At 73.8% G+C, this 18,938-nt stretch carries 8 protein-coding genes; all 8 read left to right on the top strand.

Annotated features, from left to right (window positions below):
• Positions 1-22: 22 nt before the first annotated feature.
• Positions 23-11,533, top strand: coding sequence for a type I polyketide synthase (locus tag ACFC0B_RS00920; protein WP_376080293.1), 11,511 nt, complete (start codon positions 23-25; stop codon positions 11,531-11,533).
• 108 nt (positions 11,534-11,641) lie between these two features.
• A complete protein-coding gene (locus ACFC0B_RS00915; protein ID WP_376080290.1) occupies positions 11,642-12,442 on the top strand; it encodes a thioesterase II family protein in 801 nt (266 codons plus the stop codon).
• Between the two features lie 151 nt (positions 12,443-12,593).
• Positions 12,594-13,841, top strand: coding sequence for an activator-dependent family glycosyltransferase (locus ACFC0B_RS00910; RefSeq protein ID WP_376080287.1), 1,248 nt, complete (start codon positions 12,594-12,596; stop codon positions 13,839-13,841).
• The gene (locus ACFC0B_RS00905; RefSeq protein ID WP_376080284.1) at positions 13,841-14,443 is read left to right on the top strand and encodes a dTDP-4-dehydrorhamnose 3,5-epimerase family protein; all 603 of its coding nucleotides are present in this window, start codon (positions 13,841-13,843) and stop codon (positions 14,441-14,443) included. The genes ACFC0B_RS00910 and ACFC0B_RS00905 overlap by 1 nt, the downstream gene beginning before the upstream one ends.
• A gap of 211 nt (positions 14,444-14,654) precedes the next feature.
• The gene (locus ACFC0B_RS00900; RefSeq protein WP_376080281.1) at positions 14,655-15,566 is read left to right on the top strand and encodes an ABC transporter ATP-binding protein; all 912 of its coding nucleotides are present in this window, start codon (positions 14,655-14,657) and stop codon (positions 15,564-15,566) included.
• A 113-nt stretch (positions 15,567-15,679) separates the two neighbouring features.
• Positions 15,680-16,417 carry an ABC transporter permease gene (locus ACFC0B_RS00895; RefSeq protein WP_376080279.1) on the top strand — a complete coding sequence of 246 codons (738 nt, stop codon included), beginning with the start codon at positions 15,680-15,682 and terminating at the stop codon, positions 16,415-16,417.
• 128 nt (positions 16,418-16,545) lie between these two features.
• Complete coding sequence (locus ACFC0B_RS00890; protein ID WP_376080276.1) at positions 16,546-17,532, top strand: aldo/keto reductase; 987 nt, start codon at positions 16,546-16,548, stop codon at positions 17,530-17,532.
• Positions 17,526-18,908 (top strand): NDP-hexose 2,3-dehydratase family protein, encoded by a 1,383-nt coding sequence (locus tag ACFC0B_RS00885; protein WP_376082313.1) that lies wholly within the window; start codon positions 17,526-17,528, stop codon positions 18,906-18,908. Before ACFC0B_RS00890 ends, ACFC0B_RS00885 begins: the two co-directional genes overlap by 7 nt.
• Positions 18,909-18,938: the final 30 nt, after the last annotated feature.

The following is an 18,938-nucleotide window of genomic DNA, read 5'->3' as shown; positions in this document are numbered from 1 at the left end:
CGGCGGTTGAACGGTGAGCACCGTGAGCGAAGAGAAGCTTCGCGACTTCCTCAAGCGCGTGACGACGGACCTGCACCGCACGCGCCAGCGTCTGCAGAAGATCGAGGAGCGGGACCAGGAGCCCATCGCGATCGTCGGCATGAGCTGCCGCTACGCCGGGGGCGTGCGCACCCCGGAGGACATGTGGCGGCTGGTGGCCGAGGGGCGTGACGCGGTCGGTCCGCTGCCCGGCGACCGGGCCTGGGACGTCGAGGCGATGTACGACCCCGACCCGGACGCCCAGGGCAAGAGCTACGTGGAGGAGGGGGCCTTCCTCGACGACGCGTACGACTTCGACCCCGGCTTCTTCGGCATCTCCCCGCGCGAGGCGCTGGCGATGGACCCCCAGCAGCGGCTGCTGCTGGAGACCGCGTGGGAGACCTTCGAGCGGGCCGGCATCGACCCGACCACGCTCAAGGGCAGCCGGACCGGTGTGTACGCGGGCGTGATGTACCAGGACTACGGCTCCCGGCTGACCACGGTGCCCGAGGACGTCGAGGGCTACCTCGGCGCCGGCGGGTCCGGCAGCGTCGCCTCGGGCCGGATCTCCTACACCTTCGGCCTGGAGGGGCCCGCCGTCTCCGTCGACACGGCCTGCTCGTCCTCGCTGGTGGCGCTGCACCTGGCCGCGCAGGCGCTGCGCCGCGGCGACTGCTCGCTCGCCCTGGTCGGCGGCTCCATGGTGATGTCGACCCCGGTCGCGTTCATCGAGTACGCCCGGCAGCGGGCGCTGTCCTCGGACGGCCGCTGCAAGGCGTTCTCGGCGCGGGCGGACGGCACCGGCTGGGGCGAGGGCGTCGGGATGCTCCTGGTGGAGCGGCTGTCCGACGCCCGGCGCCTCGGACACCCGGTGCTCGCCGTGGTCCGCGGCTCGGCCGTCAACCAGGACGGCGCCAGCAGCGGGCTGACGGCGCCGAACGGGCCCTCGCAGCAGCGGGTGATCCGGGCCGCGCTGGCCGACGCCCGGCTGTCCGCCGCCGAGGTCGACGCGGTGGAGGCGCACGGCACCGGCACCAGGCTCGGCGACCCGATCGAGGCCGGCGCGCTGCTGGCCACGTACGGCGCGGAGCGTCCCGAGGGCCGGCCGCTGTGGCTGGGCTCGCTGAAGTCCAACCTCGCGCACACCCAGGCCGCGGCCGGGGTCGGCGGGGTCATCAAGATGGTGCTGGCGCTCCAGCACGGGGTCCTGCCGAAGACCCTGCACGCCGAGGACCGCAGCCCGATGGTCGACTGGGAGGCCGGCGGCGTCGAGCTGCTGACGGAGTCCCGGGAGTGGCCGAGGACCGGTGCCCCGCGCCGGGCCGCCGTCTCGGGCTTCGGCTTCAGCGGCACCAACGCCCATGTGATCCTGGAGCAGGCGCCCGAGCCGTCGGCGGACGAGGCGGACGAGGCGGACGCCGCCGACCGGCCCCCGGCCGAGGCCCCCTCGGTGCTGCCCTTCCTGGTCTCCGGCCGGACGGCGGAGGCGCTGCGCGCCCAGGCCGGGCGGCTGCTCGACCACGTGACCGCCCGCCCCGAGCTGGCCGCCGCCGACCTGGGGTACTCGCTGGCCCTGGAGCGCGCCTCCCTCGACCACCGAGCCGCGATCGTCGTCCCGGACCGGGAGGGGCTGCTGGGCGCCCTGCGGGCCCTCGCGGCCGGCGAGCCGGCGGCCCAGCTCGTCCAGGGCCTGGCGGACGGCCGCCGCAAGACGGTGTTCGTCTTCCCCGGCCAGGGCTCGCAGTGGGCCGGCATGGCCCGGCCGCTGCTGGCCTCCTCGCCGGTCTTCGCCGAGCAGCTGCGCGCCTGTGACGCGGCGTTGGCCCCGTACCTGGAATGGTCGGTGCTCGACGCCCTCGGCGGCGCCGAGGGTGCGCCGGCGGCCGACCGGACCGACGTCGTCCAGCCGGTGCTGTTCTCCGTGATGGTCGCGCTGGCCGCGCTGTGGCGCTCGCACGGTGTCGAGCCCGACGCGGTCGTCGGCCACTCCCAGGGCGAGGTGGCCGCCGCGTACGTGGCGGGCGCCCTGTCGCTGGAGGACGCCGCCCGGGTGGTGGCACTGCGCAGCAGGGCGATGCTGGCCATCGACGGCAAGGGCGGCATGCTCTCGGTGCTGGCCTCCGCCGAGCGGATCGCGCCCCGGCTGGAGGCCCTGGCCGGCCGGCTGGCCCTCGCGGCGGCCAACGGCCCCGCCTCCGTGACGGTCGCCGGCGACCCCGACGCCCTCGACGAGCTGCTGGCCCGGCTCACCGAGGACGGCGTCAAGGCCCGCCGGGTCCCCGGCGTGCGGATGGCCGGCCACTCGCCGCAGGTCGAGGCGCTGCGCGAGCGGCTGCTCACCGACCTGGCGCCGGTCCGGCCGCGCGCCGCGCAGATCCCCTTCTACTCCTCGGTGACCGGCGCCCTCCAGGACACCGACGGGCTCGACGCGGACTACTGGTACCGGAACATGCGGCAGCCGGTGGAGTTCGAGCGCGCGGTCCGCGCGCTGCTCGCCGACGGCCACACCGCGTTCGTCGAGGCCGCCCCCCACCCCGTCCTGGCGATGGCGATGCAGGAGACCTTCGAGGACGCCGGCTCGGGCGCCGTCGCCGTGGGCACCCTGCGGCGCGACGAGGGCGGCTACGACCGCTTCCTCGGCTCGCTCGGCGAACTGCACGTCGCCGGCGGTTCGGTGGACTGGGCGACGGTGTTCGCCCGCACCGGGGCACGCGGCGTCCCGCTGCCCACCTACGCGTTCCAGCGGCAGCGCTACTGGCTGGAGTCCCCGGTGGCCGCCGGGGACGTGGCGTCGGCCGGACTCGGCGCCGCCGACCATCCGCTGCTCGGCGCCGCCGTGCACCTGGCGGACTCCGACCGGCTGCTGCTGACCGGCCGGCTGTCCCTGGAGACCTCCCCCTGGCTGGCCGACCACGCCCTCACCGGCAGCGTCCTGCTGCCCGGCACGGCGTTCCTGGAGCTCGCGGTGCAGGCCGCCGACCGGGTCGGCTGCGCGCAGGTCGAGGAGCTGACCCTCCAGGCGCCGCTGCTGCTGCCCGCGACCGGCGGCGTGGCGGTGCAGGTCACCGTCAGCGAGCCGGACCCCGCCGGGCGCCGCACGGTGGGCGTCTACTCGCGCGCGGAGCACGCGGCGGAGGACGCCTGGGTCGCTCACGCCTCCGGCACGGTCGTGCCCTCCGGCGGAGCCGCCTCCTTCGACCTCGCCGCGTGGCCGCCCGCCGGCGCCGAGCCCGTGGCCGTCCAGGACCTCTACGAGCGGTACGCCGAGAACGGCTTCGGCTACGGGCCCGCCTTCCGCGGCCTGCGCGCCGCCTGGCGGCTCGGTGACGACGTGTTCGCCGAGGTGCGGCTGCCGGCGGACCACCAGGAGGGCGCGCGCGCCTTCGGGCTCCACCCCGCGCTGCTCGACGCGGCGCTGCACGGCATCGCGCTCGGGCCGCTGTTCGCCTCCGAGGAGGCCGGCGGCGGCAACGGACGGCTGCCGTTCTCGTGGACGGGCGTCACCCTGCACGCCTCCGGCGCCGGCGAGGTGCGGGTGCGGCTGTCCCCCGCCGGCCCCGACGCGGTCGCCCTCCGGGTCGCCGACACCGCCGGCCGGCCGGTCGCCTCCGTCGACGCGCTGCTGCTGCGCGAGATCCGCCCCGAGCGGCTCGCCGGCGCCGGGTCCGCGCTCACCGACGCCCTGTTCCGGGTCGACTGGACGCCTTCGGCGCTCGCCGACCCCGGGTCCGCCGCCCCCTGGGGCGTGTGGGGCGCGGACCGGCTGGGCCTCGGCGCCCTGCCGGGGCTGGCGCCGCTGGACCCGGCCGCCCTCGACGCGGCCGACGGCCCGCTGCCGGAGGTCGTCCTCGTCCCGTGCGCCCCCGGACCGGACACCGACGCGGCCGACGCGGCCGGGGCGGCCCGGGCCGCCGCCGAGCGGGCCCTGGACCTGGTGCAGACCTGGCTGCGCGACGAGCGCCTCGCGGACTCCCGGCTGGTCTTCGTCACCCGCGGCGCCATCGCCGTGCCCGGCGAGGACGTGACCGACCCGGCCCACGCCACCCTGTGGGGCCTGGTGCGCTCGGCCCAGACCGAGAACCCCGGCCGCTTCGCCCTGGTGGACATCGACGGGCACCCGGACTCCGTCCGGGCCCTGCGCGCCGCCCTGGCCGGCGGCGAGCCCCAACTCGCCGTCCGCGAGGGCGCCGTACGGGCGGCCAGGCTGGCCCGGGTCCCCGTCCCCGCCGCCGGGTCCGCCCTCGACTGGGACGCCGACGGCACCGTGCTGATCAGCGGCACGGGCACCCTCGGCGGACTGCTCGCCCGCCACCTGGTCACCCGGCACGGCATCCGCCACCTGCTGCTGACCAGCCGCCGCGGCCTCGACGCCGCGGGCACGGAGGAGCTGCGGTCCGAACTGACCGCCGCCGGCGCCTCGGTGACGGTGGCCGCCTGCGACGCCGCCGACCGCGACGCCCTGGCTGCCCTGCTGGCCGGCATCGACCCGGCCCACCCGCTCACCGCGGTCGTGCACACCGCCGGTGTGCTGGACGACGGCGTCGTGAGCGGACTCACCGCCGAGCAGCTGCGGCGGGTGCTGCGCCCCAAGGTCGACGCGGCCGTCAACCTGCACGAGCTGACCGCGGGCCTGGACCTGTCCGGCTTCGTGCTCTACTCCTCCGCGGCGGGCGTCCTCGGCGGCCCCGGCCAGGCCAACTACGCCGCCGCCAACGCGTTCCTCGACGCCCTGGCCCGCCGCCGCCGGGCCGCCGGCCTGGCCGGCCAGTCACTGGCCTGGGGCCTGTGGGCCGACCGCAGCGGCATGACCGGCCACCTCGACGCCGAGGACACCGCGCGCTCCGCCCGCTCGGGCGTGGCCCCGCTCTCCGCCGACCAGGGCATGGCGCTGTTCGACGCCGCCGCGGCCCTGGACGAGCCACTGCTGGTGCCCATGCTGCTGGACACCGCCGCCCTGCGGGCGAGCGCCGCCACCGGCTCCGTCCCGGCCATGCTCCAGGGCCTGGTCCGGACCCCCGCCCGCCGCGTGGTGGAGGCCGGGACGCCGGAGGACGGCACCGACTCGCTCGCGCGGCGCCTCGCCGGGCAGAGCGAGACCGAGCAGCAGCGCTTCCTGCTGGACCTGGTGCGCTCGCTGGTCGCGGCCGTGCTGGGGCACGCCTCGGCCGACGCGATCACCGCGGACCGGGCCTTCCGCGAGCTCGGCTTCGACTCGCTGACCTCGGTGCAGCTGCGCAACCGGCTGAACACGGCCACCGGGCTGCGGCTGCCGACCACGCTGGTCTTCGACTACCCGAACCCCACGGCGCTCGCCGAGTACCTGCGGACCGAGGCCCTGGGCGACCGGCTGCGCACGGCCGCCGCGGCCACCGGCACCTCGGCCGCGTCACCGGTGCGCGACGGCGCCGAGGACGCGATCGCCATCGTCGGCATGAGCTGCCGCTTCCCCGGCGGCGTGCGCAGCCCGGAGGACCTGTGGCGGCTGGTGGCCCAGGGCACGGACGCGATGGCCGCGATGCCGACGGACCGCGGCTGGGACGTCGAGGACCTGTACGACCCGACGGGCAGCCTGCCCGGCAAGTCCTACGCGAACGAGGGCGCCTTCCTCTACGACGCCTACGACTTCGACCCGGCCTTCTTCGGCATCTCGCCGCGCGAGGCGCTGGCGATGGACCCGGTGCAGCGGCTGCTGCTGGAGACCTCCTGGGAGGCCTTCGAGCGGGCCGGCATCGCGCCGGGCTCGCTGAAGGGCAGCCGGACCGGCGTGTTCGCGGGCCTGATGTACCAGGACTACAGCCTGCGGCTGCCGCAGGTGCCGGAGGACCTGGAGGCGTACATCGGCAGCGGCAGCTCCGGCAGCGTCGCCTCCGGCCGGATCTCCTACCTCTTCGGTCTGGAGGGTCCGGCGGTGACGGTCGACACCGCTTGCTCCTCCTCGCTGGTGGCGCTCCACCTGGCCGCGGAGTCGCTGCGCCGGGGCGAGTGCTCGATGGCGCTGGCCGGCGGTGCCACCGTGATGTCCACCCCCAACCTCTTCATCGACTTCAGCCGCCAGGGCGGCCAGGCCCCCGACGGCCGCTGCAAGGCGTTCTCCGCGGCCGCCGACGGCACCGGCTGGGGCGAGGGCGCGGGCATGCTGCTCCTGGAGCGGCTGTCCGACGCCCGGCGCAACGGCCACCGGGTGCTGGCGGTCGTCCGGGGCACCGCGATCAACCAGGACGGCGCCAGCAACGGCATGAGCGCCCCGAACGGCCCCTCGCAGCAGCGGGTGATCCGCGCCGCGCTGGCCTCGGCCGGCCTGGGCACGGCGGACGTGGACGCGGTGGAGGCGCACGGGACCGGGACGACGCTGGGCGACCCGATCGAGGCCGGCGCCCTGCTGGCCACCTACGGCCAGGGACGGTCCGATGACCGGCCGCTGTGGCTGGGGGCGCTGAAGTCCAACATCGGCCACACCCAGGCCGCCTCCGGCGTGGCCGGCGTCATCAAGATGGTGATGGCGCTGCGGCACGGCGTGCTGCCCGCGACCCTGCACGTCAACGAGCCCTCGCCGCACGTCGACTGGTCGGCCGGTGCGGTCGAACTGCTCACCGAGGCCCGGCCCTGGCCGCAGACCGGCGCCCCCCGCCGCGCCGGCGTCTCGGCCTTCGGCATCAGCGGCACCAACGCCCACACCATCTTGGAGCAGGCCCCCGACGATGCCGACACGCCCTCCGCGGGCAGTGGTGCTGTGATCCCGTGGGTGCTGTCCGGCAGGTCGGCGGCGGCGCTGCGCGCCCAGGTGGAGCAGTTGCGCGAGTACGTGGCGGCCTCGCCGGAACTGTCCCCCGTCGACGTCGGCTACTCGCTGGCGACCGGCCGGACGGCGTTCGAGCACCGCGCCGCGGTGGTCGGACGCAACCGCGAGGAACTGCTGAACGCCCTGGAGGACGTCACCGCCACCCCGATGACCGACGGCCGGACGGCGTTCCTGTTCACCGGACAAGGCGCACAACGCATCGGCATGGGCCAGGAGTTGCACGAGGCATTCCCGGTGTTCGCCGCCGCCTTCGACGAGGTCTGCGCCGCCGTCGACGGGCACCTCGACCGTCCGCTGCGCGAAGTCATCTCCTCCGACGCCACCGCGCTGGAGGGCACCGGCTACGCGCAGGTCGCCCTGTTCGCGATCGAGGTCGCGCTCTACCGCCTCGTCGAATCCTGGGGCGTGCGCCCCGACTTCCTCGTCGGCCACTCCGTCGGCGAACTCGCCGCCGCTCATGTCGCAGGTGTCTGGTCGCTCCAGGACGCGTGCGCGCTGGTGGCCGCGCGCGGACGCCTGATGCAGGCCCTGCCCACCGGCGGCGCCATGGTCTCCGTGATCGCCTCCGAGGACGACGTCCTGCCGTTCCTGGCCGGACACGAGGACCGCGTCTCCATCGCCGCGATCAACGGCCCCACCGCCACCGTCCTGTCGGGCGACGAGGAAGCGGTCCTGGCGATCGTCGAAGCGGGCGGCTGGAAGTCCACCCGCCTGCGCGTCAGCCACGCCTTCCACTCGCCCCTCATGGAACCCATGCTGGAGGACTTCCGGCAGATCGCCCAGGGCCTGGAATACCACGAGCCGAAGATCCCCCTCATCTCCAACGTCACCGGAGAGGTCGCCTCCCCGGAACTCGTCTGCTCACCCGACTACTGGGTCCGCCACGTCCGCCAGGCCGTCCGCTTCCACGACGGCATCACCACCCTCAACAACCGCGGCGTCACCCGCTACATCGAACTCGGCCCCAACGCCGTCCTCACCGCCATGGGCCAGTCCTGCGTCGAGAACGGCGAGTTCATCCCCCTCCTCCGCAAGAACCACCCCGAGGAGGAATCCGCCATCACCGCGCTCGGCCGCATCCACACCACCGGCCTGACCGTCGACTGGGACACCCTCTTCACCACCGCCCACCGCGTCGACCTGCCCACCTACGCCTTCCAACGCGACCGCTACTGGCTCGACGCACCCCACACCACCGCCGACCTCACCCAGGCCGGCCTCGACGCCGCCGACCACCCCCTCCTCGGCGCGGCCCTCCCCCTCGCCGACAGCGACCGCCTCGTCCTCACCGGCCGCCTCTCCGTCCGAACCCACCCCTGGCTCGCCGACCACGCCGTCGCCGGAGCCATCCTCTTCCCCGGCACCGCCTTCCTCGAACTCGCCCTGCAGACCGCCGACCGCACCGGCTGCGACCACGTCCACGAGCTCACCCTCGAAGCACCCCTCATCCTCCCCGAGCACGGCGGCATCACCCTCCAGATCACCGCCGAAGCACCCGACGACACCAACACCCGCTCGATCACCATCCACTCCCGCCCCGAGAACGCCGACCCCGACCACCCCTGGACCCGCCACGCCACCGGCGTTCTGGGCATCGGTGACGGCACCACCGCCGCCGACGGCGACCTGGTCGTGTGGCCCCCGGTCGGCGCGGAGCCCGTCGAGGTCGGCGACCTCTACGAGCGCTTCGCCGAGGGAGGCTTCGGCTACGGCCCCGCCTTCCAGGGCCTGCGACAGGTGTGGGTGACCGGCGACGCCGTCTACGCCGAGGTGCGGCTGCCCGAGGACCAGCAGTCCGCCGCCGCCTCCTACGGCCTGCACCCGGCCATGCTGGACGCCGCCCTGCACGGCCTCGCGCTCGGCTCGATCCTCGACAGCGGCCCCGACAGCGGCCCCGACAACGAACGAGAGGGCCGCCTGCCGTTCTCCTGGACCGGCGTCTCCCTGCGGGCCTCCGGAGCGACGGAGCTGCGGGTGCGGATCGGTGCCGCCGGCACCGACGCGGTCTCGGTGGCGGTCGCGGACTCCTCCGGCAGCCCGGTCGCCGTCGTCGACGCCCTGGTGCTGCGCAGGATGGCGGCCGGGCAGCTCGGGTCCGCCCGGCCGTCCGGGCAGGAGTCGCTGTTCCGGGTCGACTGGCCGTCCGTGCCGGCCCCGGCGCGGCAGCCGTCCGGCACCAGGCTGGCCCTGGTCGGGTCGGACGACCTCAAGCAGATGGAGGTCCTGGACGAGCTCGGGTTCCTCCTGGAGTCCTACACGGACCTGGACGCCCTCGCCGGCGCCGTTGCCTCGGGCAGCTCGGCCCCCGCGATGGTGCTCGTCTCCTGCCCCTCCGCGCCGGACGGCGCCGAGGCGGTGCGGGCCGCCACCCACCGCGCCCTGGCGCTGGTCCAGGGCTGGCTCGCGGACGAGCGGTTCGCGTCGTCCCGGATGGTGTTCGTCACCCGGCGGGCGGTCGGCACCGCCCCCGACGAGGGCGTCTCCGACCTGGCCGACGCCGCGGTGTGGGGACTGGTCCGCGCGGCGCAGTCGGAGCATCCCGACCGCTTCGTCCTGGTCGACGTCGACGAGGACGCGTCCTCCGGCCGGGCCCTGGGCGCGGCGCTGCTGTCCGGCGAGCCCCAGGTGGCGGTGCGCGGCGGCGAGCTCTCGGTGCCGCGGCTGGCCCGGGTGGCGTCCGTCCCGCAGGACGCCGCGCCGCAGTGGGACCCCGAGGGCACCGTGCTGATCACCGGCACGGGCCTGCTGGGCGGGCTGCTCGCCCGGCACCTGGTCCGCGAGCGCGGCGTCCGCCGGCTGGTGCTGACCAGCCGGCGCGGCCCGGCCGCCGAGGGCGCCGAGGCGCTGCGGGCCGAGCTCACCGGGCTCGGCGCCGAGGTCGCCCTCGCCGCCTGCGACGCCGCCGACCGCGAGGCGCTGGCGGCCGTGCTGGCCGCGATCCCCGCGGAGCACCCGCTGACCGCCGTGGTGCACACGGCGGGCGTCGTCGACGACAGCCTGGTCGACGGGCTCACGCCGGAGCGGCTGGACGCGGTGCTGCGGCCGAAGGTGGACGCCGTGCTGAACCTGCACGAGCTCACGCGTCACCGGGACCTCGCCGCCTTCGTGGTGTACTCCTCGGCGGCCGGGGTGATGGGCAGCGCGGGCCAGGCCAACTACGCGGCGGCGAACTCCTTCCTGGACGCGTTCGCGCACAGCCGGCGCGGCCAGGGGCTGCCCGCCGTCTCGCTCGCCTGGGGCCCCTGGGACGAGCTCAGCGCGATGACCGCCACGCTCGACGCCGGCGACCTCGCCCGTGCGGCCCGCGCCGGTGTGGGCGGGCTGTCGTCCGAGGAGGGCCTGCGGCTGTTCGACGCGGCGCTGGTCCTCGGTGAGCCGCTGCTGGTGCCGATCCGGATCGACACCGGCGCCCTGCGGGCCGCCGCGTCGGGCGTCCCCCTTCCCGCCGTGCTCCGCGGCCTGGTCCGCACCCCGGGCCGTCGGCCCGCGGCCGCGGCCGGAAGCGCGGCCGGCGACGGCGGCACGGGCGGCCCGTCCTTGGCCGGGCGCCTGGCGGCGCTGCCGGAGGCCGAGCAGCTCGCCGCGCTGGTCGAGCTGGTGCGGGTCCAGGTGGCGGCCGTGCTGGGCCACGCGGGGCCGCAGGCGGTGGCCGAGGACCACCAGTTCGTGGACTCCGGCTTCGACTCGCTCACCGCGGTCGAGCTGCGCAACCGCCTGAACGCCGCCACCGGCCTGCGGCTGCCCGCGACCCTGGCCTTCGACCACCGCACCCCGGTCGACCTGGCGGAGCGGCTGCGCCGCGAGCTGGCCGAGGCTCCCGCCACGGCGGACCGGGCACCGGAGGCGGCGGCCGCCGCCCCGGCGGGCGGTTCGGCGACGCTGGCCTCGCTCTACCTGGGGGCCTTCCAGCGCGGCAAGTGGGGGGAGGCCTTCGACCTGCTGCGGGCGGTCGCCGCGCTGCGGCCGCAGTTCGGCTCCGGCGCCGAGCTCGACAAGCCGCCGACGCCGATCAAGCTCGCCCGGGGCGAGGCGCCGACCCAGGTGTTCTGCCTCCCCTCCTGCCTGGCCCTGGCCGGGCTGCACCAGTACGCCCGGTTCGCGTCGTCCTTCCGGGGGCTGCGCGACGTGTCCGCGCTCCCGCTGCCCGGGTTCGTGAAGGACGAGAGCCTGCCGACGACCATGGAGGCCGTCGTCCAGGCCCAGGCGGCCGCCGTGGCCGAGGCGGCGGACGGTGCCCCGTTCGTCCTGCTCGGCACCTCGGCGGGCGGCTGGTTCGCCCAGGCCGCGGCGGGTCGGCTGGAGGAGCTGGGCGTCCGGCCGGCCGGTGTCGTCCTGGTGGACACGTACGTGCCCAGGAGCAACTTCGTCAACCAGTTCGGGCTGGCCCTGATGGACGGCATGACGGAGCGCGAGGGCAGCTTCGTCGCGATGGACGACGACCGGCTGACGGCGATGGGCTGGTACCTGGACATCTGCAAGGAGTGGGAGCCGCGGCCCGTCGAGGCGCCCACCCTGCTCGTCCGGGCCGAGCAGCCGCTGGGCGGCGGCGCGGCCGCGGCGTCCCCCGAGGGGTGGCGCTCCTTCTGGGACCTGCCGCACGACGTCGTCGACGTCCCGGGCAACCACTTCAGCGTGATGGAGGACCACGTCGCCTCCACCGCGGCCGCCATCGAGGCATGGGTCTCGGCCCTGCCCCGGCGGGACGACGCCCGCTGAGCGCACCACCCGCCGCCGCGCCCCCACGCGGCGGCGGGTGCACGGCACACGGTTCGCATTCGACCAGTACCGGCACGACCGGTGAGACCGAAAGGGACACCCATCACCATGGCATCGCCCACCAGCGACGACGACAGCCTGTGGCTGCGCCGCTTCCACCCCCAGCCCGAGGCCACGGTGCGGCTGATCTGCTTCCCGCACGCCGGCGGGTCCGCGAGCTTCTTCTTCCCGATGTCGGAGGAGATGTCCCCGGGGATCGAGGTGATGGCCGTCCAGTACCCGGGGCGGCAGGACCGGCGCACCGAGCCGGCCGTCGAGAGCGTCCAGGAGCTGGCCCGGGAGATCCACACCGTGCTCACCCGCTGGACGGACCTGCCCGTCGCGCTGTTCGGCCACAGCATGGGCGCCAGCGTGGCCTTCGAGGTGGCCCGGCTGCTGGAGCGGGAGTCCGGCATCGTCCCGGCCGCCCTGTTCGCCTCCGGCCGGAACGCGCCGTCGCAGCACCGCAGCAACGAGATCCACCTGCTCGACGACAACGGCATCGTCGCCGAGCTGCAGCGGCTCAGCGGCACCGACTCCCGCGTCCTGGGCGACCTGGAGCTGCTGCGCTTCGCGCTGCCCGCGATCCGCAGCGACTACAAGGCGGCGGAGACCTACCGCTACGTTCCCGGGCCCCCGCTGCGGTGCCCCGTCGTGGGGCTCGGCGGCGACAGCGACATCCGCGTCGACGTCGAGGAGGTGGCGGCGTGGGGCGACCACACCTCCGGCACTTTCGATCTCCAGGTCTTTCCCGGCGGGCACTTCTACCTCAGTGACCAGAAGGCCGCCGTCGTGAACACGGTCTCGGATTTCCTCATCGCCCGGAACCCGATCACGCTGCTGCCTTCGCCGGGCACCGCCGCCGGGTGAGTGCGCGGGCAAGGGCCCGCGGGCCCTACACCAACTGAATTCCAGCTGAACACGCATTCCGCTGCATAAGGGGTGGTAGGGGTTGTCGCCGACCTTCCCGGTCAGCTTTGCTGAATGCGCCTAACGGGACTCCAGGAAAGAAGAAACACACATGCGCGTGTTGTTCGCCACCGTCTCCGAGAAATCCCACCTGTACACCATGGTCCCGTTGGCATGGGCGTTCGCCGCCGCCGGGCACGAGGTGCGGATCGCCAGCAACCCCTGCCTGGTCGAGGACATCAGCCGGACCGGTCTCACCGCGGTGTCCGTCGGCACGGACCACAACATTCACCAGCTGTTCGCCATGCACCACGAGCAGCTGGAGAACGAGATCTCGGACTGGTCGCAGCCGTTCGCGGACCAGCAGACCTGGGAGAAGGTACTCACCAAGTACCGGATGAGCGTCCAGTTCGCCTACCGGATCTACAACGACGGCATGGTCGACGACATGGTCGCCCTCGCCCGGGACTGGCAGCCCGACCTGGTCATCTGGGACCCGCTGACCTACGCCGCGCCGGTGGCCGCCCGCGTCGTCGGCGCCGCCCACGCGCGCATGCTGTGGTGCGTCGACGTCTACTCCACGATGCGCTCGGCCTTCCTGGAGCTCCTGGAGCAGCAGCCGGAGGACCAGCGCGAGGACCCGCTGGCCGCCTGGCTGACCGAGCTGCTGACCCGCTACGGCTCCGACTTCGCCGAAGAGGTCACCACCGGGCAGTGGACCATCGACCAGATCCCCGAGAGCCTCCAGCTGCCGCTGGCCGTCAAGCGCGTCCCGCTGCGCTGGGTGCCGTACAACGGGCCGTCGGTCGAGCCGGCCTGGGTCCGCGAGAAGCCCCAGCGCCCCCGGGTCTGCCTGACCTCCGGTGTCTCCTTCGGGGCGCTGGGCGGCTCCTTCGTGCCGGTCCAGGAGATCCTGGACGCGGTCGCGGACCTCGACATCGAGCTCGTCGCGGCGCTGCCCGAGGAGGTGTCCGCCGGGCTGGAGCGGATTCCGGCCAACACGCGCCTGGTGGACTTCGTGCCGCTGAACACGCTGCTCCCGACCTGCTCCGCCATCCTCCACCACGGCGGTTTCGGCTCCTGGACGACCGCGCTGGTCCACGGCGTTCCGCAGTTCATGGCCCCGATCCGGTTCGCGGACTGGTGGAACAAGGCGAACGCCCTGGAGGACGCGGGCGCGGGGATCTACGTGCACGCCGGTAAGCTCACGGCCCAGGGCGTGCGCGAGGGGATAGAGCGGCTGCTCAACGAGCCCTCCTTCCACGAGTCCGCGGCCCGACTGCAGGCGGAGATCAAGTCCACGCCGAGCCCGGCCGACCTCGTGCCGGTGCTCGAGAAGCTGACCACGGAGCACCACTAGTGAAATACCGCGAACTGTCCATCGGCGGGGCTTTCGCCTTCACGCCGAACGTCTTCCCCGACGACCGGGGGTCGTTCTGCGCGAACTACACCGACTCCGTCTTCACGGAGGCGATCGGGCACCCGCTGCGCCTCGGGCAGTACCACAACAGCGTGTCCCGGCGCGGCGCGGTCCGCGGGGTCCACTTCGCGGACGTGCCGCCCGGGCAGGCCAAGTTCGTCACCTGCACCCGGGGCTCGCTGCTCGACGTGGTGGTGGACCTCCGGGTGGGCTCGCCGACCTTCGGGCAGTGGGACTCCCTGGTGCTGGACGCCGTGACCTGCCAGGGGATCTACCTCTCCGAGGGGCTCGGGCACGCGTTCATGGCCCTGGAGGACGACACCGTGGCCGCGTACCTCAACTCGACCGAGTACAACCCGGGCGCGGAGCACGAGATCGACCCCTTCGATCCCGAGCTCGCCCTGCCCTGGCCCGACGACGTCGAGTTCCTGGTGTCGGACCGGGACCGGAACGCGCCCGGCCTCCGGCAGGCCCTGGAGGCCGGTGCCCTGCCGGACTACGAGACCTGCTTGGCACGCTACGCTGCACTTCGCACGAACTGACGTACCGCGGTACCCGGCATCCCGACGTACCGACGGCACGCCCTGTCGACAGCTCCGCCGCCGGTTGTCCCCACAGCCGGCGGTGGAGCCGTGCCGTTCACCGGACGGAAGGCCGCCGATGCCCCGCATCGGGCGGCCCGAAGCGGGCACGGGTCCACCCGTGTCCGACGGCGCGGATGCACGGAATCCCGGTGGAGAAGAAAGGGAAGGCATGCCGGTGATCGAGGTCCAGGACCTCCGCAAGACCTACGGCGACCACGTCGCCGTGGACGATGTCTCCTTCACCGTGGAGGAGGGCGAGATATTCGGCATCCTCGGCCCCAACGGCGCGGGGAAGACGACGACCGTGGAGTGCATCGAGGGCCTGCGCCGGTACGACCGCGGCAAGGTCTCCGTCATGGGACTCGACCCGCACCGCGACAAGGAGCAGCTGCGCCAGCGCATCGGCATCCAGCTCCAGGAGAGCGAGCTGCCGCCCCGGCTCAAGGTCTGGGAGGCGCTGCAGCTGTACAGCACCTTCTACAGCGACCCCACCGACTGGCGGAAGCTGATCACCGACTGGGGGCTGGAGAGCAAGCGCGACAGCCGGTTCGGGCAGCTGTCCGGAGGCCAGAAGCAGCGGCTGTCCATCGCCCTCGCCCTGGTCGGCAACCCCCGGATCGCGGTGTTCGACGAGCTGACGACCGCGCTCGACCCCCGGGCCCGGCGGGAGACCTGGGAGCTGATCGAGAAGGTCCGCGCCCAGGGCGTCACCGTGCTGCTGGTCACCCACTTCATGGAGGAGGCCGAGCGGCTCTGCGACCGCATCGCGGTGATCAAGGAAGGGCGGCTGGCGGCCCTCGACACCCCGGCCGGCCTGATCTCCGCCGCCAACTCCGAGCAGCGTCTGCGCTTCGTCCCCTCCGCCCCGCTGGACGACTCCCTGCTGACCGGGCTGCCCGAGGTCACGTCGGTGACCCGGGCCGGCTCCCGGGTGACGGTGACCGGCACGGAGAACCTCGTGTACGCGGCCGTCTCGGTCCTCTCCCGGCACGGGATCGTCCCCGGGGAGCTCCGCCTGGAGCAGCCGACGCTGGAGGACGCCTTCGTCAAGCTCACCGGTTCCGCGCCGGTCGGAAACTGAGCCGTGCCCGGACCGACCGACGCCGGGCCGCACCGGCCTCAGGACGACCCGCCGCCGGCCCGCCCGGCGACCACCCCGACCGAAGGCGGCCCCCGTCCGCCAGGAGGACACCCATGACCGGGCGCTCGCAGCTCACCCTCGTCGAGACGAAGCTCTTCCTCCGCGACCCGACCGCGGTGTTCTTCGTGATCGCCCTGCCGATCATGCTGTTGGGGATCTTCCACATCATCACCACGAACTCGGACGACACGCCCGAGGAGAAGCTCGCGATGGCGGCGTTCGTCCCGGCCATGGCGATGTCCATGTGCCTCACCATGCTGTCGCTGAACCTGCTGCCCACCACCCTGGCGACCTACCGGGAGAAGGGGATACTGCGCCGCATGGCGGCCAGCCCCGTGCACCCGGTCAACCTGCTGCTCGCCCAGCTCGTCATCAATCTGGCGACCGCCGTCGTCGCGGCGGTGCTGGTCCTCGGGGTCGGCCGGTACGCGTTCGACACGGCGCTGCCGGAGCAGGTGCCCGCCTTCCTGCTGACCTTCGCCCTCGGCGCCTGGGCACTGTTCTCGGTCGGCCTGGTGGTCGCCGCGATGGCGCCGGGCAGCCGCGCGGCGACCTCGATCGGCCTGTCGCTGCTGTTCCCCAGCCTGTTCTTCGGAGGCGTGTTCCTCCCGAAGGAGCAGTTGCCCGACACCGTTGCCACCATCGGGGACTACACCCCGCTCGGCGCCACCCTGCAGGCACTGCGGGACTCCTGGGAGGGACACTGGCCGCAGACGCTGCACCTGGTCGTCCTCGCGACCGTCGGCGCGCTGTGTAGCGTACTGGCGTCCAGGCTGTTCCGCTGGCAGTGAGACCCGGGCCCACATCCGCCCACGCGAGGCCCCGGGGTGATCACCCCGGGTCTCCCTGACGCGGTTGCCCGCCGGCCGACGGCCGGCGGGCGTCCGCAGAGAACAAGTACCGGAAAAGGAATCTGTACATGGAGTACACCTACCTCGGCCGCACCGCCCTCCAGGTGAGCCGGCTCTGCCTCGGCACGCTGAACCTGGGGGTCCGGGCGACCAAGGAAGAGAGTTTCGAGATCTTGGACCGCGGTCTGGACCGCGGGATCAACTTCCTCGACACCGCCAACCAGTACGGCTGGCAGGTCCACAAGGGCTTCACCGAGGAACTGCTCGGCGAGTACTTCGCCCAGGGCGGCGGCCGCCGCGAGCAGGTCGTGCTCGGCACCAAGGTGTTCACCCCGATGACCGACCGTCCCAACGACGGCGGCCTGTCCGCCCGGCACATCATCGCGTCCTGCGAGGACTCGCTGCGCCGGATGCAGACCGACTGGATCGACATCTTCCAGATGCACCACATCGACCGCCACGCCCCCTGGGACGAGGTCTGGCAGGCGATGGAGATGCTGACCCAGCAGGGCAAGGTCCGGTACGTGGGCTCGTCCAACTTCGCCGGCTGGCACATCGCCGAGGCGCAGGAGGCCGCGAAGCGCCGCAACTTCCTCGGCATCGTGTCCGAGCAGTCGGTCTACAACCTGGTCACCCGCTACATCGAGATGGAGCTCATCCCGGCGGCCCAGAAGTACGGCGTGGCCGTCCTCGCCTGGTCGCCGCTGCACGGCGGGCTGCTGAGCGGCGCGCTGCGCAAGCTGCAGGAGGGCACCGCCGTCAAGACCGCGCAGGGCCGCGCGGTGGAGGCGATGGAGAAGCACCGCGACGCCATCGCCGCGTACGAGAAGCTGTGCGACGAGATCGGCGCCGACCCGGCCGAGGTCGGCCTGGCCTGGGTCATGTCCCGTCCCGGCATCACCGCGCCGGTCATCGGCCCGCGCAGCATCGCCCAGCTGGAGAGCGGCCTGAACGCCCTGGAGCTGAAGCTCTCGGACGAGGTGCTGGCCGAGCTCGACCGGCTGTTCCCGCCGATCGGCAACGGCGGCCCCGGCCCGGAAGCGTGGGCCTGGTGACCACTCTCACGACCCGCGTCGCGCGCTCCGCGCACGCCCTGGACACCCCCACGGCCACCCTGGCCGGCTTCCACGAGTGGCTCGACGCCCGGAGCCGGGCCGACGAGTCGAGGATCGAGCGGATAGCCTTCGCGGACATGCGCGGCTGGGGCTTCGACCCGGAGACGGGCAACCTCGTCCACGACAGCGGCCGGTTCTTCAGCGTCGAGGGTCTGGACGTCACCATGCCGGGCCTCCCGGTCGAGCGGTGGACCCAGCCGATACTCAACCAGCCGGAGATCGGCATCCTCGGCATCATCGCCAAGGAGTTCGACGGTGTCCTGCACTTCCTGATGCAGGCCAAGATGGAGCCCGGCAACTGCAACGGGCTGCAGCTCTCGCCGACCGTGCAGGCCACCCGCAGCAACTACACCCGGGTCCACAAGGGCGCGGCCGTCGCCTACGTCGAGTACTTCCAGCAGCCCGGGCGCTACCGGACCCTCGCCGATGTGCGCCAGTCCGAGCAGGGCTGCTGGTTCTACCGCAAGCGGAACCGCAACATCATCATCGAGGTGGACGAGGACATCGAGGTCCTCGACGGGTTCCACTGGCTGACCCTGCGGCAGCTGCACGAGCTGCTCGTCGTCGACGACCTGGTCAACATGGACTCGCGCAGCGTGCTCGCCTGCCTGCCCTTCCCGTTCCAGGGGAGCGAGCTGGGCGACGGCGGCTCGGACGTCGCACCGGTCCGCACCGACCTGCTCAGCTGGATCACCGAGGCGCGCACCCGGTACGAGCCGCGCGCCGAGCTCGTCCCGCTGAACAAGGTCCAGAACTGGAACCGCTCGGCGGACCGGATCTCGCACGAGAACGGCACCTTCTTCAGCGTCATCGCGGTGGACGTCCAGGCCGGCGGCCGCGAGGTCCGCAGCTGGACCCAGCCGATGATCGAGCCGCACGGCATCGGCCTGTCGGCCTTCCTGACCCGGCGCGTCGACGGCGTCCTCCAGGCGCTGGTGCACGCCCGCGTGGAGCCGGGGTACACCGACGTCCTGGAACTCGCGCCCACCGTCCAGTGCACGCCCGAGAACTACGCGCTGCTGCCGGCCGCCGCCCGGCCGGCGCTGCTCGACGACGTGCTCGGGGCTCCGTCGGAGCGGGTGCTGTTCGACTCGGTGCTCTCGGAGGAGGGCGGGCGCTTCTACCACGCCCGCAACCGCTACGTGGTCATCGACGCCGGCCCCGCCCTGCGTGACGTGGTGCCCGGACCCGACTACCGGTGGATCCCCGTCCCGGAGCTGCTCGGGCTGATCCGGCACAGCCACTACCTCAACATCGAGGCCCGGACGCTGCTCGCCTGCCTGCAGAGCGTGGACGCGCCGATCGTGGCGAAGTAGGGCAACCGGCCGGGCCCGCGCACCGCACCG

Origin of the sequence: Kitasatospora sp. NPDC056184, assembly GCF_042268405.1 — a bacterium.
In the GTDB taxonomy this organism is placed as follows: domain Bacteria; phylum Actinomycetota; class Actinomycetes; order Streptomycetales; family Streptomycetaceae; genus Kitasatospora.
This window is presented reverse-complemented; position numbering and strand designations above follow the sequence as displayed.

What these genes read in the sequence shown, in the direction of transcription:
- ACFC0B_RS00895 (WP_376080279.1), top strand. Translation starts at nt 15,680, where the DNA reads ATGACCGGGCGCTCGCAGCTCACCCTCGTCGAGACGAAGCTCTTCCTC.
- ACFC0B_RS00890 (WP_376080276.1), top strand. Translation starts at nt 16,546, where the DNA reads ATGGAGTACACCTACCTCGGCCGCACCGCCCTCCAGGTGAGCCGGCTC.
- ACFC0B_RS00915 (WP_376080290.1), top strand. Translation starts at nt 11,642, where the DNA reads ATGGCATCGCCCACCAGCGACGACGACAGCCTGTGGCTGCGCCGCTTC.
- ACFC0B_RS00910 (WP_376080287.1), top strand. Translation starts at nt 12,594, where the DNA reads ATGCGCGTGTTGTTCGCCACCGTCTCCGAGAAATCCCACCTGTACACC.
- ACFC0B_RS00900 (WP_376080281.1), top strand. Translation starts at nt 14,655, where the DNA reads ATGCCGGTGATCGAGGTCCAGGACCTCCGCAAGACCTACGGCGACCAC.